Origin of the sequence: Streptomyces griseobrunneus (genome assembly GCF_046713465.1) — a bacterium.
GTDB lineage: Bacteria > Actinomycetota > Actinomycetes > Streptomycetales > Streptomycetaceae > Streptomyces > Streptomyces microflavus.
In genome coordinates this window covers 3,999,562-4,015,139 of the sequence record NZ_CP177080.1, presented here as the reverse complement: position 1 = coordinate 4,015,139, position 15,578 = coordinate 3,999,562, and the positions used below count along the sequence as shown (strand labels likewise).

The following is a 15,578-nucleotide window of genomic DNA, read 5'->3' as shown; positions in this document are numbered from 1 at the left end:
GGGTCGGGTGGTGCCGGCATGAGGAAGCCGACGTCACCGCACCGTCGTGTCCGGCGTCCGGTGCGGCGAGGTGAGCGATGAGCCCGCCGGCCCCCGCGAAGCCGGCGTCAGTGCCCGGCGAGGATCAGGCTCGGCTCCTGCTGAAGGATCTCCGTGAGCCGGTTACGCATCCCGGGCCCGGGCTCCAGCCCGAGCTCCTGGCTGAGGCGTTCCCGTACCCGGTAGTAGACGTTGATGGCGTCCGCCTGCCGGCCCGAGCGGTAGAGAGCGAGCATGAGCTGTTCGCAGAACCGCTCCCGCAACGGATGGCGCGTGAGCAACTGCTCCAGCTGCGGCACGACTTCGCGGTGCAGACCGAGAGCGAGCTGCGCCTCGATCTGCAGGTCCCTGGCCATCAGCCTGGTCTCGTTGAGGTGAGCGCACGCCGTCTGGCAGCTGATTCCCTGACCGGTGTCCGCCAGGGCCGGCCCGCGCCACATCCGGAGCGCCTCGGTGAGCCGGTCGATCGCGTGCTTCGGGTCCTGGTGGATGGTGCGGCTGCCGACCTCCTGCACGATCCGGGTGAACCTGAGGGCGTCCACACTGTCCGCGTCGATGTCGAGCAGATAGCCGGACCCGAAGGTCCGCAGCACGTCACGGGCCCGGGCCCGGTTCGTCTGCTGCGCCAGCGAGCGGCGCAGCCTGGCCACGTGCCCCTGGAGCGAGTTGCCCGCCGAGCGCGGCGGATTGGCCCCCCACAGCTCGTCCAGCAGGTCGGCCGCGGAGATCACCTCGCCCGGATGCAGGGCGAGGCTCGCGATGATGGTTCTGGGCTTGGCTCCTGGTATCTCGATTTCGGTACCGTCATGGAATACGTGCATCGGGCCTAGAACTTCGATCAGCATGCTTTCCCCGTCTGCTCGAAATTGGTGCCGTGCTCTGGTTGAGCGATGAGCGGGGACGGCCATCCGGTCGGCTGCCGAGCGAAGAAAACAGATGACGACGCATTCGCTTTGCTCCCCCATGCCAGAATGCCGCCCCAGCCAAGAGCGAATGCACGCAAGTTGTCCGCAGGGCGCCCGTCATCTGACACCCGAACGGCGTACGCTCATCCGCTTTCACGCAAGAAATGACTGGAAGTAATATTTACGCATACTCTTCCGGCGGATGTCCATCCCTTACGGGAACTCGGCAAGATATCGACATTCAAAACTTCAACAAAAGTATCCTGAGGCCGAACCTTCAACCAATTCCCCGTTCTCACAAATGGGAGCCACTTCCTCCGCTTACGTCGTCCCGTGATTCGCCTTCCGGACCGACCGCGGCGGGCCGGCCGAGACGCTCCGGCACCCCATGGGCGAGGACGAGCTTCAGCAGCAGTACGGCCGGCAGCCACTCGAGCCCCGGAGGGGAGTCGACATAGGTCGCCACCATGATCCCGGTGACGACACACGCCAGGGCGACCGGCCGTTTCAGCCGCTCCTCCGCCCGGTCCACGACGACCGCGCCGACCAGGGCCCAGCCGTACCAGAGCAGCCCCCACCACCAGGTGCCGCCCGGTATCACCAAGGCGATCAGAACCGGCTGGAGGTGGATCGCCGTGAAGCCCACGGGGTGGTGGACGAAGCGGGCGAACACGGAGTCGGTGAAGGTGAGGGGGGAGTGGTAGAAGAGCTTGGCGGTGTCCAGTCCGTTGGCGACGACGCCGCCGGCCAGATCGTGCACGAGCAGAGCCCCGATCAGCCACTGCCACCAGGTCCAGCCGAGACCGTGCCCACCGACCACGAGCGCGCAGATCCCGAAGAGCGAGACCGCGTAGGCGAGTCCCTTCTCGGCGCGGGTGGCACCGGCGCCAAAGGCCCAGCTCGGCTTGGCCGCTTCCACTGTGGATCCTCCGGGCAGCAGGGGAAAGTGCGACAAGGGGAGGGGCGGCGGCCCGGCCGGGGGATGTACCGGACCGCCGGGGCTGTGCCCCCGGGGCCTAGCCGCCCCCGGGGGGACGGCCCGGCAGGAACTGCGACAGGGCGGAGATCGCTTCACCGTTGTCCAGGTCGGGGTCGAGCATCCGGTGCAGCAGCATGCCGTCGAGGAGGGCGATCAGGACGGTCTCGCTGCCGTCCGGCGCCTCCGGATGGACCTTCTTGATCCACAGACGCAGCTGGTCCCTGGTCTCGGCGAGCGCCTCCCGCAGCACCTCGCCCAGGAGCGGCTCACGGGCCGCTCCGGCGATCAGCTCGACCGTCAGACGGGCGGTCCTGCCGTCGTGCGGGGTGGACAGCAGCTCGATCAGCTTGGCGTGCGCCTCTTCCACCGTCGTGGTCCTGCTGAGCTCCTCGGTCACGGGGTCGAAGACATGCTCACCGGCCCGGCGGGCGATGGCCGTCTTCAGCGCCGGCAGCCCGCCCCAGTAGTAGTGGATCAGGCCGAGGTTGGCGTTGGCGCGCTCGGCGACGGACCGCGTGGTCACGCCGGGCCAGCCGACCTCCGCCAGCAGCTCCATGCCGGCGTCGACCAGCTGCTCGCGCCGCCGCTGGCCGCGTGACGAGGTGGGCCGATCGACCGAGTTAGTCATGTGACCAACTCTAGCGTTCCCCCGGCGCTTTGTCACACATCACCATCGCGCCTGGTCAGAGTCGTTTCACCGGTATCGGCCACCAGTTGATCCCCCGTCGACAGCCGGCCGGCCCAACCCCCGCCGCTCGCGTACGGCCGGCGGTCCGCATCCGAACCCGCCGCAAAATCTTTCTCCCCCGCTCTGACCGGCCAATTCACCGCCAGAGCCGCCAAAGCGCCTTGACACCCGTATTCGACCGGCTATTTCATGCAGCTCCCGGGCGAGCCATCTCCTGCAGCGTCTGTCGACGGCATTCCACGCCGAATCGACGCCACTTCGCCATCCGCCTCCGCTCCCGCCCACACCAATGGAGTTTCTCTATGCTTTCGCGACTGGCGTCGCTGGCCGTCCACCGACGCCGTCTTGTGCTCATATTGTCCGCACTGGGATTCGTGCTGATCGCCGTCGTCTCCGGACCCGTGATGACCACGCTCTCCGCAGGCGGCTTCGACGACCCGGATTCCGAGTCGTCCGCCGCCGCCGAGATCCTGGAGAACCGCTTCGACGCGGGCGACGCCAACTTCATCCTGCTCGTCACGCCCGACCAGGCGCTCGACGACCCGCGGACACAGCGCGACGGGCAGCGGCTCACCGAGAAACTGGCCGATCAGGACGGCGTGGAGTCGGTCACGTCCTACTTCGCCGCCCAGGGTGATCCGGCCGCCTCAGAGCTCGTCTCCAAGGAACGCGACCAGGTCCTGATCCTGGCCCGGCTCGGTGGCGACGACGACGAGATCACGAAGACCGCCGAGGAGATCGCCCCCGAGGTCACGGGCGAGCAGGGCAGCCTCGAGGTGAAGTCCGGCGGCTACGCCGAGTTCAACAGGCAGGCCAACGAGAGCGTCGAGAAGGACCTCCTGCTGGCCGAGTCGATCGCCGTCCCGATCACTTTGCTTCTGCTCATCCTGGTCTTCCGCTCCGGTGCCGCGGCGCTGCTGCCCCTGGCTGTCGCGGGTGTCTCGGTCGTGGGATCGCTGGCCATCCTGGTGGTCGTGGCGCAGTTCACCTCGGTGTCCATCTTCGCCACCAACCTCACCACCGCGCTCGGCCTCGGCCTGGCCATCGACTACTCGCTCTTCATCGTCAGCCGCTACCGCGAGGAACGGGCCGCGGGACGCGACCAGGAGGAGGCGCTGCGCCGAACGCTGGACACGGCGGGCCGCACCGTCCTCTTCTCGTCGCTCACCGTGCTGCTCTCCCTGGGCGCGTTGCTGGTCTTCCCGCTCTACTACCTGACGTCCTTCGCATACGCGGGCATCGGAGTGGTCCTCTTCGCGATGCTGGGATCGCTGGTGCTCCTGCCGGCACTGATCTCGCTGCTCGGCCACCGGATCGACAAGTTCGACCCGCTGGCCAGGTTCCGGCGCAAGCAGCCGCAGACCGAGCGCACGGACGGACAGGGTTTCTGGTACCGGCTCGCCACCTTCGTGATGCGCCGCCCCGTCCCGGTGCTCACCCTCGTACTCATCGCCCTGGCCGTCCTCGTCGCGCCGTTCGGCAACGCCTCCTACGGGCTGCCCGACGACCGCGCGCTCTCGAAGAGCTCCGAGGCCGCCCAGGTCGGCGATGCCCTGCGCGACAACTTCCCGGCTCTGGCCGGACAGGGCCTGCAGGTCGTCCTGGACGGGGCCAAGCCGCCCGCCGGTGAACTCTCCTCCTACGCAGCCTCGTTGTCCGAGATCGACGGCATCGAACGGGTCGACTCGTCGGCCGGCATCTTCCAGGACGGCGAACTCGCCGCCCCCGCGCCGTCCGGTGCCGCGGAGGTCTTCGACACCGACGACTCCACCTGGCTGTCCCTCCAGAGCGTCACCGAGGCCTACTCCGACGACGGCCAGGACATGGTCGCCGACGTACGCGGCCTCTCCCCGCCGGAGGGCACCGAATCCAAGGTGAGCGGCATGGCCGCCGCGTACAGCGACACCCTGGACAGCCTCTGGGCCGCCCTCCCCTACGCCGCGGCGATCATCGCCGTACTGACCTTCGTCCTGCTCTTCCTCTTCACCGGCAGCCTGTTGGTCCCGCTCAAGGCGATCATCATGAACCTGCTGAGCCTCACCGCCACCTTCGGGGCGATGGTGTTCATCTTCCAGGAGGGCAACCTCACCTTCCTGGCAGGCGACTTCACGGTCACGGGCCAGATCGACGTCACGATGCCGATCCTGATGTTCTGCGTGATCTTCGGTCTCTCCATGGACTACGAGGTCTTCCTGCTCTCCCGGATCAAGGAGGAGTACGACCGCACCGGCGACAACACCGCGGCCGTCGCCCACGGAATCCAGAGCACCGGCCGGCTGATCACCGCGGCGGCCGGGCTCATGGCGATCTTCTTCCTCGCGCTCGTCTTCACCAGCTTCACCCCGGTCAAGATCCTCGGCCTGGGAACGGCGCTGGCGATCGCCATGGACGCGGCCATCATCCGTGGTCTGCTGGTGCCCGCCTTCATGCGGCTGGCCGGCAACGCGAACTGGTGGGCACCGGGGCCGCTGCGCCGGTTCCACCAGAAGTACGGCTTCCACCATGAACGCCCGTCCCCTGCCACGGACACGACGGCCCAGGCCGGCCCCGCACAGACGGAGGACCCGGCGGAACGGGTGCCGACACGGAGCTGACCCGCCCCTGACATCCACTCCGCCGGCGAACCGACCGGGGCCCGGAGCCAAGGGAGCGCCGATCCGCAACGAAACCGTGATCTCCGGTCCACCCCGGGAACACGCAGAGACCCCCTCCAGCCTGAGTTTCCACAGGTCGGAGGGGGTCTTTTGATGTGGAGCCTAGGAGATTCGAACCCAAAACCGTTACCTCGCTGACCTGCGGAAACGCAGGAGAAACGGATAGTAGACCCTGTTTCTATCCTCCCGCATCCTGCTCGATCCTCCTCGATCCGGCTCCCGTGTTGACGTGTCAACACGGGATGGGGACACGTTGCTGAAGGGAATCCATGATTCCGACCAAGCCCTTGCATGCCTTGCCAGAAAGGCGATGGGTGCCCCGATACTCATCACTTGCGCAAGCAAAGTGCTGTCGGCAGCGGACGGTCCGCTCAACTTAGAGGCCGCAGCGGACGGCCCCGCCCCGGTCGAGGACTGCGTGCTGACGGACGACGCGGGCAACCGGCTGTTCCAGCTGTCCGCCTACTACGGCCCGTACGTGAAGGCAGCCCGGCTGGAGACCGTCCGCGGCAAGCGGTATCTCACCGGCGCCGGCGGTACGGACGGGGTGTACTGGACCACGGCGGCCTGCCCGGACGGTGAAGCCCTCTATGCCGTCGAAACCGTCCGGGACGAGGAGGCCGGAGCCTTCCGCCCCGCCGACCCGAAGCTCCAGCAGGCCGCTCCGAAGACGTTCGCCGCGAACTCGGCCCAGCGTCACGGCCGTCCGGCCCCGTGACTCCGGCCCCGGTGACTCCGGCTGCGGAGTAGGGGCAGGGGGCGGGGGCGCGGCCTTCGGTTCTGTCTGAGCGCGGGGCCGAAGGCCGATGCCGGGTGTGGGCGGATACGGCGGTTCCGTCAGGCCGGGACCACTCGGTTGCGGAGCGTCCCGATGCCGTCGACCTCCACCTCCACCACGTCGCCGGGGCGCAGGAAGCGGTCGGAGAACACCCCTGCGCCGCTCGGCGATCCCGTGCAGATCACGTCGCCCGGTTCGAGGGTCTGATAGCGGGAGAGGTACGAGATCAGCTCGGGCAGGCGGTGGATGAAGCTGCTCGTCCGGTCGTCCTGGCGCGGCTCGCCGTTGACCCGGGTGCGCAGCCGCAGGTCGAGCGGCTCCTCGAACTCCTCCCCGGTCACCAGGCAGGGGCCGAGTGGCTTGAACGTGTCGAAGCTCTTGGCGACGCCGATGGAGGCGGTCGGGTCCCCGGACATCGCGCGGCGCTGGATATCGCGGGCAGTCACGTCGTTGGTGATGGTCAGACCGGCGAGGTACTGCCCGGCGTCGGCGGGGGACACGGCTGTCGCGGTGCGTCCGATGACCGCGGCCACCTCGCCCTCGTAATCGGCCTGGGTGGCCGCGACCTCCGGGAGCACGATGTCCGCACCGTGCGCGACCACGGCAGAGCCCGCCACGACCTGGAAGTTCGGCTCCTCGGGGAGGGCGATGGGACCCCGGCCCATGGAGGCGATCATCTCCAGCGCCTCCGTCGCGTGGCTGCGGTAGTTGAGGCCGACGATGAGCACCTTGCCCGGCCGGCGTACCGGTGCGTGTAGCCGTACCCGGTCGAGCGGGGTGCGGCCGGTGACCGGCGCCGACCCGGCCGCTTCGGTGCCGGGGCCCCGCAGGAGCGCGTCCAGGTCCACGAAGGGCAGATCGAGCAGGGACAGCTCTCCGGGACTGTCCTCCCTGGCGATGCCCAGATCGGTGCTGTACAGACGCATCACGAACCCCTTTGTCCGGCCGGCCGATACTCTTGTTTCAAAAGCAAGAGTCTTCTTGTTTCAGAGTCAAGATGATGGGCGCCCGCTCGTCAAGAGGTGTTCACCGGCCGTGACCGGGAGGCCGTCGCGTTCGGCATAGGCTCATTGGCATGCCACGTAACCGACAGCAGATCCCCAAGGCCGAGCGTGAGGCCGCCATGGTCGAGCACGCATGGGAGCTCTTCGCGGCCAAGGGGTACAAGGCGACCAGCGTGGCCGAGGTCGGCCGTGCCGCAGGGGTCGCCGCCAATGCCGTGCGCTGGTACTTCCCGACCAAGGACGACCTGTTCGCGGCGGCGATCGGCCGCTTCTTCGCGCAGGTGCGGGCGCGGGTGGAGGCGGACCCCGAAGCCGGCGGTGATCCGCAGCGCGAGCTGGTGGCTCTCCTGGTGGGCATGGAGCCCTACCGGGGGCTGCACAGGGAGGCGTACGAGCGGATCGTCGAGTCGAAGGCGCTCGGCGACACCTATGCCCGGATGCAGGAGTGGCTGGAGGAGCGCCTTCTCTCGGCCATCGCGACCCGGCTGCCCGAGGGCGCCGACGTCGGACTCGTCGCGGACACCGCGCATGTGCTGTTCGAAGGCCTGCTGGTCAGCGTGCGCAGAAGCGACCGCGCGACCGGTGATCTCGTCGAGCTGCTGACCGAGGCGCTGGTGGCGGCCGCCGCCGCGCGCTGAACGGTGGTGCGCGTCGGACGCTGAGAACCGCCCGGTGCGCCGAGCGCCGGACCTGAGCGCCGATGCCCGATGCCGATGCCTGATGCCTGATGCCTGATGCCCGATGTGCGGTGCCGGGCATCAGTCGCTTTCCGTACGTCGTCGCCCATGCCTTATACGCCGTGATTGCCGCGACCACCCCCGGCGGCCGGTGACCGGCGGCTTTCGCGTGCCCGCGACAGGGGTCCCCCGCCACTTCTCTTGACTGTCACACAAGAGCGTCCCTATGCTCCTCTTGTATGGCAGCCAAGAAGGCTGTTCCTGCCCTCGATGAGGAGGTTGCTGTCATGGCTTCTCCAGCCAAACTCGCCCACATCGTTTTCCGGACCGGTCAGGTTCCAGTGATGACGGAGTGGTACGTACGGGTCCTCGAAGGCCGCGTCACGTTCTCCAACGGCTTCATCGCCTTCCTCACCTACGACGACGAGCACCATCGGATCGCGCTCGTGGGCACCGGGGCTTCGGAACGCCCGGGTGAGTCGCACACCGGTCTGCACCACGCGGCCTTCACCTACGACACGCTGGGTGACCTACTGGGCACCTACCGGCGGCTGAAGGCGGACGGGGTCCATCCGTTCTGGTGCATCAACCACGGACCGACCACGTCGATGTACTTCGCAGACCCCGACGGCAACCACATCGAGCTGCAGATCGACAACTTCGCCACGGAGGCGGAACTCGACCGGTGGTTCCGTTCCGGGGCCTTCGCCGACAATCCGATCGGGGTCGAATTCGACCCGGACGAACTGGTCCGCCGGTTCGAATCGGGTGAGCCCTTCGCAGAACTGGTCAAGCAGTCATGACCGTGACCGACACCCCCGTCGTCGTGGTCGGCGCCGGCCCCGTGGGGCTGGCCACCGCTCTGGTGCTGGGGCGGCACGGCGTACGCAGCGTCGTCTGCGAGCGTTACTCCGGCGTCAACCCGCACCCGCGGGCCCACATCGTCAACACCCGGTCCATGGAGCTGCTGCGGGCATGGGGCGTCACGGACGCCGTGCTCAAGGACGCGGTCGGCCCGGAGTGGACGCACAACATCCGGTGGAAACAGACCCTCTCCGGGCGTGACCTCGGCCGGATCAACCTGGCCGAAGGCCCCGCCGAGGACATTCTGCGCCGCATCGACGCGTCCCCCGAGGTGCTCACCTCCTGCGCCCAGGACCGCGTGCAGCAGCATCTCCTGGACGCGGTACTCGCCCAGGGGATGGCCACGCTCCGCTACGACACCACCGTCCTCGACGTGACCGACCGGGGCGGGGACGTGGAGGTGTCGGTGGAGAGCGGGCAGCGGCGGGAGACGATCCGGGCTCGTTACGCGGTCGCGGCCGACGGGGCGACCGGCGTGATCCGCGACGCGTTCGGGATCGGGCTCGAAGGGCCGCCGGTACTGGGCCACCAGCTCAACATCTACTTCCACGCGGATCTGTCCCCCTGGACGAGCCGCGATCCCGCGCTGCTCGTATGGGCGATCAACTCGGTCTCCCCCGGTGTCTTCATCGGGATGGACGGCGACCGCCGGTGGACCTTCCAGCGGAGCTTCGACCCGGCGACCGAGTCACCGGCCGACTATCCGCCCGAGCGGTGCGCGCAGATCATCCGTGACGCGGTCGGCGTGGACGAACTCGACGTGGAGATCCGGGCCGTGGGGCCGTGGACCATGGCGGCGCGGACCGCGGAGCGCTACCGCAGCGGCCGCGTCTTCCTGGCGGGCGATGCCGCGCACCAGTTCCCCCCGACGGGCGGACTGGGCATGAACACCGGTCTCGCCGACGCGGACAACCTCGCGTGGAAGCTCGCCGCGGTGATCAACGGGTGGGCGCCCGAGGACCTGCTCGACAGCTACGAGAGCGAACGCCGCCCGGTCGCCATGGACAACGCCCGCCACAGCGTGAGCAACGCGCTCCAGATGGCGGACGCGGGCATCGGACCGGACACCGGCAGCATCGCCGCGTGCCTCGAAAGCCCCGACCCGGAGGTGGCGGCCGAAGCGCGCAGGCGGCTCGCGGCGGCCATCCCGGTCCAGCGGCCGCACTTCGACGCGCTCAACCAGGAGATCGGCTACGCCTACGGGCCCGGCCGGCCCGCGGACGGAGCGACGGATGTCCCGCTCTCCGCGACCGACTTTTGCCCGTCCGCGGTGCGCGGCGCCCGGCTCCCGCACGCCTGGGTCGAACGGGCCGACGCCCGGGTGTCGACGCTGGACCTCCTGATCCCCGGCTTCACGCTGATCGTGGGACCCGCCGGCGGGGTCTGGGCCGACGCCTTCGCGGCGGTGGCCGAAGGCGTGCCGTCGCACACCGTCGTGGTCGGCCGGGACGTCGTCAGCACCGATGGCACCGGCCTGGATCAGCTCGGTATCCCGGCGGACGGGGCCGTCCTCGTCCGGCCCGACGGCCACATCGCGTGGAGCAGCGCCGAGGGGACCGGCGAGGACTCCCTGAGCGCGGCGCTGTACGGGTTGCTGACCGCGGGCCGGGCGGCCTAGGCCGGACATGGTCCGGGCCGGGCACTGCCTGGGCCCGCCCGTTCAGCAGCACAGCTGTATTCCGGTACGAAACGTGCACAGGGGCCCGGCGGGCGGCGAGTTCCGCCGTCCGCCGGGCCCCCTCCCGCACGGCCCGTACGCCGTTGACCGCCGATGTCATCGCGGGAGGAAAGCACATGGACCACAAGGATCACACGGACCACAAGGACCACGCGGATCACGACGACCGCACAGACCATGCGGGTCGCACAGACCATGCGGGTCGCACGGATCACGCGGGCGCGCGGAAACCAGCGCGCCCAACGCTTCAGGACCGGTACGTGCGTGAGGAGGGCACCCTCCATCTCACGGGCATCCAGGCACTCGCCCGGCTGACCCTGGACCTGCGCCGGGCGGACCGCCGGGCCGGGCGCCGTACCGCCGGTTTCGTGTCCGGTTACGAGGGCTCGCCCCTGGCCGGCTACGACATGGAACTGGAGCGCTGCCGCGACCTGCTCGACGAGTACGACATCGTCTTCCGCCCCGGCGTCAATGAGGAACTGGCGGCCACGGCGGTCCAGGGGACACAGCTCGCGGCCATGCAGCCCGACAAGCGCGTCGACGGCATCACCGGCATCTGGTACGGCAAGTCACCGGGTCTGGACCGTGCGTCGGACGCCCTGCGGCACAACAACCTGATGGGTACGCATCCCGACGGCGGTGCGCTCGCCCTGGTCGGCGACGACCCCGCCGCGAAGTCCTCGACGGTCCCCGGCGCCTCCGAACTGCTCCTGGCCGACCTCGGTATCCCCACGCTCTACCCGTCCGACCCGCAGGAGGCGCTCGACTTCGGACTCCACGGCGTCGCCATGTCGCGGGCCAGCGGACTCTGGGTCGCACTGAAGATCGTGACCGCCGTCGCCGACGGTTCCGGCACGGTCGACGTGACAGCGGGACGCGTCTCGCCGGTCATGCCGGATCCCGACGTCGACGGCACACCGGTACGCCACAAGGTGGCTGCCCGGATGGTGCAGCCGGCACTCGGCGAACTGGAACGGAGCAGGGACGGCGCCCGGCTGGAGATCGCCCGGCGCTACGCCGCGGCCAACGGCCTCAACCGGATCACCCGCACGGGACCGGACGACCGCGTCGGGATCATCGCCCCCGGCAAGACCTACCTCGACCTCCGTCAGGCGCTGCGCGGCATCGGACTCGACGACGCCGAACTGGCGGATCGCGGTGTCCGCCTGCTGCACCTCGGCATGATCCATCCCCTCGAACCGTCGGTGGTCGAACGGTTCGCGGCCGGGCTGCGTCACATCGTCGTGGTGGAGGAGAAACGCCCGCTGATCGAGACGGCGCTCAAGGATCTGCTCTACGGCTCCGAGGCCATGCCGACGGTCTCCGGCAAGCGCGCCCCGGACGGCAGCGCGCTGTTCCCGCAGGACGGAGAGCTCGACCCCGACACGATCGCCGCACGCCTCGCCCCCAGGCTGGTGGCCCTCGGTGAATTCCCCACGGTGCGGGGGTGGCTGGACTCCAGAGGAATGGGCGACGGGGGCAAGGGGCCGCGCACGCTCCTGCCACTGCTGACCCGTACCCCGTACTTCTGTTCCGGCTGCCCCCACAACCTGTCGACCAAGGCTCCGCAGGGGTCGACCGTCGGTGCCGGTATCGGCTGCCACGCCATGGTCACGCTCATGGACCCGGCGCAGGCCGGAGACGTGATCGGTATGACGCAGATGGGCGGCGAAGGTGCCCAGTGGATCGGCATGGAGCCGTTCCTGGAGCGGAACCACCTGATCCAGAACCTGGGCGACGGCACCTTCCACCACTCCGGGAGCCTCGCCGTCCGGGCGGCGGTCGCGGCCGGGGTGAACGTCACGTACAAGCTGCTGTACAACTCGGCGGTCGCGATGACCGGTGGGCAGCGCCCGGCCGGCGTGATGCCGGTGCCGGCCATCGCCGAGGGGCTCCTCGCCGAGGGGGTCGCCCGGATCATCATCACCACCGAGGACGTGAAGCGTTACCGGAAGGTGAAGCTCCCCAAGGGCGTACGGGTCTGGCACCGTGACCGGCTGCCCGAGGCCCAGGAGACTCTCGCGGCGATTCCCGGTGTCACCCTGCTCATCCACGACCAGGAGTGCGCCACCGAACTACGCCGCCGACGCAAGCGCGGGCTCGCCCCCGACCCCACGGAGCGGGTCGTGATCAACGAGCGGGTGTGCGAGGGGTGCGGCGACTGCGGCCAGAAGTCCAACTGCCTCTCGGTCCAGCCCGTGGAGACGGAGTTCGGCCGCAAGACGCGGATCGACCAGTCCTCGTGCAACAAGGACTACTCGTGCCTGGCCGGTGACTGCCCCTCCTTCCTCACGGTCGTCCCGGCGAAGGGGAAGGCCGGTGCGGCCCCGGCCTTCCGGACCGCCCCGGTGCCGGACACCACCGCTCTGCCCGAGCCGCCGTACCGGCCCGCCGCCTCGCACACCACGCGGATCACCGGAGTGGGCGGTTCCGGTGTCGTCACCCTCGCGCAGATCCTGAGCACGGCGGCCGCGCTCGCCGGGCGCCACGTCCGGGCCCTGGACCAGACCGGGCTCGCGCAGAAGGGCGGCGCGGTCGTCTCCGACATCAAGATCACCGACGAGCCCACCCAGCAGGCCGGCAAGGCTGCCGAGGCGGAGTGCGACCTCTACCTCGGCTGTGACCTGCTCGTCGCCGCGGACACCGGACACCTCGCGGCGGCGACACCCGCCCGTACGGTGGCGGTCGTCTCGACGGCGGAGGTCCCGACCGGGCAGATGGTGATCGACCCGGCGGCGTCGTTCCCCGACGCCGGACCGATCAGGGACCGCATCCGCGCAGCCGCCCGCACGGCCGTGTTCCTCGACGCCCGGCACCTGGCCAACACCCTGCTGGGGGCGGACCAGTACGCCAACCTGCTGCTCACCGGCGCTGCCCACCAGACCGGCGCCCTGCCCCTGCCCGCGGAAGCCGTCGAGGAGGCGATCACCCTCAACGGGGTGAAGGTCGAGGACAACCTCAAGGCCTTCCGCTACGGCCGCCTCGCCGTCGCGGACCCCGACGGCTTCGCCGCGGTCCTGGCCGGGGCGGAAGGACCGAAGGCCCCCCGGAGTACCGTTCCCGCCGCCGCACCCGGGCTGATCGCACAGGTCGGCGCGACACCGGGCTCGGAGCTCGCCCGGCTCCTCGGTGTCCGGGTGCCCGACCTCATCGCGTACCAGAACACCGCCTACGCCACGCGCTACGTCCGCTTCGTCGAGCTCGTGCGGCGGGCCGAGGACGAACGGGTCCCCGGCTCGACGGCGCTGACCGAGGCCGTGGCCCGGCACCTGTACAAACTGATGGCGTACAAGGACGAGTACGAGGTGGCGCGGCTCTCGTTGGACCCCGCCGTGGAGCAGGACGTGAAGGCCCGGTTCGGGGCGGGCGCGCGGATGTCCTACCGGCTCCACCCGCCCGCGCTCCGGGCGCTCGGGATGGACCGGAAGATCGTGCTCGGCCCGTGGTTCAAACCGGCCTTCCGGCTCCTCGCAGCGATGCGCCATCTCAGGGGCACCCGGCTCGACCTGTTCGGCACGGCTTCCGTACGCCGTACGGAGCGGGCGCTGATCACCGAGTACGAGGCCATGATCACGGAACTCTGTTCCACGCTGAGCCCGGCAACTCTCCCGCTGGCCCTGGACGTCGCGTCGCTGCCCGACGCGGTGCGCGGGTACGAGGACATCAAGATGGCGTCGGTCACGGAGTACCGAGCCCGGGCGGCCGAACTCATGGGCCGGGTTGCCGAACCGGACACGGCCGGAGGGCTGTCCCGCAGCTCAGCTCGGATCGGCTGAACTCGGCCCGGCCCGTCTCAGCTGGGACCGGCCGGGCCGATGTTCTGGTTGGCGTGGAAGAAGTTGTCCGGGTCGTGCGTCTGCTTGACGGCGGCCAGCCGGTCGTAGTGGCCGCGGTAGGTGGCCCGGACACGTTCCTGGCCCTCGCCCACGCCGATGAAGTTCACGTACGAACCGCCCATGGAGTGCGGGTGCAGCTCCTCCCAGTAGTCCACCGCCCACTGCCGGATCGCCGCGGCGTTGGCCGGGTCGGGGTCGATGCCGCCGATGACCCCGGACCAGACGGCGTCCCGGTAGGCCCACGCGGTGTCGTCCGGGTCGACGCGGCCCGCCGCCGCGCCGACCGGGTAGAGGTGCATGGTCGTCAGATCGGTGGAAAGGCTCCCGGCGTACTTGATGTGCACGTCGATCGAGTCGTCCGTGATCCGGTCGAAGAAATCCCCGCGCCAGTACCACTGGAGGCCCTTCGGGATCAGCTCGTCGAACATGGTCTGGAGCATGGGGTAGGGCATCGGCGTCGTGAAGTGGAAGGCGGGCGGCCCGGGTTCGTTCACGGCGGCCAGGGCCTCGTCGAGACCGCCGAGGTCGCCGGTCGAGCACCAGACGACACCGCACATCGGCTGCCCGTGGATCGCCTCGGGGAGCGGCGGTCCGGGCGGGACGGTCAGCGAGGCGAAGAAGCCGTTCAGCTCGTCCGGCGCCTGGGGCAGGAACTCTCGGTACCACTGGAGCACCTTCGCGCATGAGGTCCAGCGGCCACACGGTGATCGCGACCCCGACGGTGTCCACCGGGTGCAGCCGGAAGCCGAACGAGGTGACGATGCCGAAGTTTCCCCCGCCGCCGCGCAGCGCCCAGAACAGGTCGGCGTTCTCGGTCTCGCTCGTGGTGACGAAGCTCCCGTCGGCGAGCACCACGTCGGCGGACAGCAGATTGTCCACGGTCAGGCCGTACGCGCGGGTGAGGTGACCGTGCCCGCCGCCGAGCGTGAGCCGCCGACGCCGGTCGTCGACATGATGCCCGCCGGGGTGGCGAGGCCGAAGGCGTGGGCGGCGTGGTCGAGGTCGCCGAGCTGTGCCGTCCTCGCGGCCGGGTCGACGCGTACGCCGCGCATCGGCGACAGGTCGATGGTGACCCCGTCGTCCACCAGGCACAGTCCCGCACCGCTGTGCCCGCCGCCGCGGACAGCCGCTTCGAGACCGTGCTCCCGCACGAAATCGACCGCGGCCATGACATCGGCCGCGTCGGAGCACTGCGCGACAGCCGCCGGGCGGCGGTCGGTCATGGCGTTGTAGATCGTGCGGGCCCGGCAGAGACAAAAAACACCCCTCTGGCCGCGTTTCCGCAGGTCAGAGGGGTGCGAAGCGAGTGGAGCCTAGGAGATTCGAACTCCTGACATCTGCCTTGCAAAGGCAGCGCTCTACCAACTGAGCTAAGGCCCCGAAACCACAGCAAACAAGGACAGCGCCGAACACATCCGTGCCACAGCCACCGTCGCAGACCAGAGTACCGGGTGCTCCCCCCAATCCTGCAAAAGG

10 protein-coding genes, 1 tRNA gene and 1 pseudogene are annotated in these 15,578 nt (G+C 69.5%); 6 read left to right on the top strand and 6 right to left on the bottom strand.

What is annotated here, in order from left to right; all coding sequences use genetic code 11:
• Positions 1-107: 107 nt before the first annotated feature.
• The 3 genes from ACK8N7_RS18335 to ACK8N7_RS18325 all read right to left on the bottom strand — a co-directional run bounded on the left by ACK8N7_RS18335 (position 108) and on the right by ACK8N7_RS18325 (position 2,551).
• A complete protein-coding gene (locus ACK8N7_RS18335) occupies positions 108-884 on the bottom strand; it encodes an AfsR/SARP family transcriptional regulator (RefSeq protein ID WP_500443252.1) in 777 nt (258 codons plus the stop codon).
• Positions 885-1,239: 355 nt separating this feature from the next.
• On the bottom strand, positions 1,240-1,863 hold the full coding sequence (locus tag ACK8N7_RS18330) for a hypothetical protein (protein ID WP_500443250.1): 624 nt from the start codon (positions 1,861-1,863) through the stop codon (positions 1,240-1,242).
• A gap of 97 nt (positions 1,864-1,960) precedes the next feature.
• Entirely contained in the window at positions 1,961-2,551 is a 591-nt protein-coding gene (locus ACK8N7_RS18325; protein ID WP_358724549.1) for a TetR/AcrR family transcriptional regulator, read from the bottom strand.
• Between the two features lie 362 nt (positions 2,552-2,913).
• On the opposite strand from ACK8N7_RS18325, the gene ACK8N7_RS18320 reads away from it, so the two are divergent.
• A complete protein-coding gene (locus ACK8N7_RS18320; protein WP_500443248.1) occupies positions 2,914-5,205 on the top strand; it encodes an MMPL family transporter in 2,292 nt (763 codons plus the stop codon).
• A 406-nt stretch (positions 5,206-5,611) separates the two neighbouring features.
• Positions 5,612-5,983 carry a hypothetical protein gene (locus ACK8N7_RS18315; RefSeq protein WP_500443246.1) on the top strand — a complete coding sequence of 124 codons (372 nt, stop codon included), beginning with the start codon at positions 5,612-5,614 and terminating at the stop codon, positions 5,981-5,983.
• 119 nt (positions 5,984-6,102) lie between these two features.
• Here ACK8N7_RS18315 and ACK8N7_RS18310 read toward each other — a convergent pair whose 3' ends face one another.
• Positions 6,103-6,969, bottom strand: a complete 867-nt coding sequence (locus ACK8N7_RS18310; RefSeq protein ID WP_398601271.1) for a fumarylacetoacetate hydrolase family protein — start codon at positions 6,967-6,969, stop codon at positions 6,103-6,105.
• A 149-nt stretch (positions 6,970-7,118) separates the two neighbouring features.
• Between ACK8N7_RS18310 and ACK8N7_RS18305 the strand changes: the two genes are divergently transcribed.
• The 4 genes from ACK8N7_RS18305 to ACK8N7_RS18290 all read left to right on the top strand — a co-directional run bounded on the left by ACK8N7_RS18305 (position 7,119) and on the right by ACK8N7_RS18290 (position 14,042).
• Positions 7,119-7,685: a TetR/AcrR family transcriptional regulator gene (locus ACK8N7_RS18305; RefSeq protein WP_403213635.1), complete on the top strand. Its 567-nt coding sequence runs from the start codon at positions 7,119-7,121 to the stop codon at positions 7,683-7,685.
• A gap of 326 nt (positions 7,686-8,011) precedes the next feature.
• Positions 8,012-8,527 (top strand): VOC family protein, encoded by a 516-nt coding sequence (locus ACK8N7_RS18300; protein ID WP_398601269.1) that lies wholly within the window; start codon positions 8,012-8,014, stop codon positions 8,525-8,527.
• 2 nt (positions 8,528-8,529) lie between these two features.
• Positions 8,530-10,206 carry an FAD-dependent monooxygenase gene (locus ACK8N7_RS18295; RefSeq protein WP_403213637.1) on the top strand — a complete coding sequence of 559 codons (1,677 nt, stop codon included), beginning with the start codon at positions 8,530-8,532 and terminating at the stop codon, positions 10,204-10,206.
• Between the two features lie 176 nt (positions 10,207-10,382).
• On the top strand, positions 10,383-14,042 hold the full coding sequence (locus ACK8N7_RS18290; RefSeq protein WP_500443242.1) for an indolepyruvate ferredoxin oxidoreductase family protein: 3,660 nt from the start codon (positions 10,383-10,385) through the stop codon (positions 14,040-14,042).
• A 17-nt stretch (positions 14,043-14,059) separates the two neighbouring features.
• Here the strand turns inward: ACK8N7_RS18290 and ACK8N7_RS18285 are convergent.
• Positions 14,060-15,346, bottom strand: a pseudogene (locus tag ACK8N7_RS18285) (FAD-binding oxidoreductase); the annotation flags it as partial.
• Positions 15,347-15,409: 63 nt separating this feature from the next.
• Positions 15,410-15,482, bottom strand: a tRNA-Ala gene (locus ACK8N7_RS18280).
• Positions 15,483-15,578: the final 96 nt, after the last annotated feature.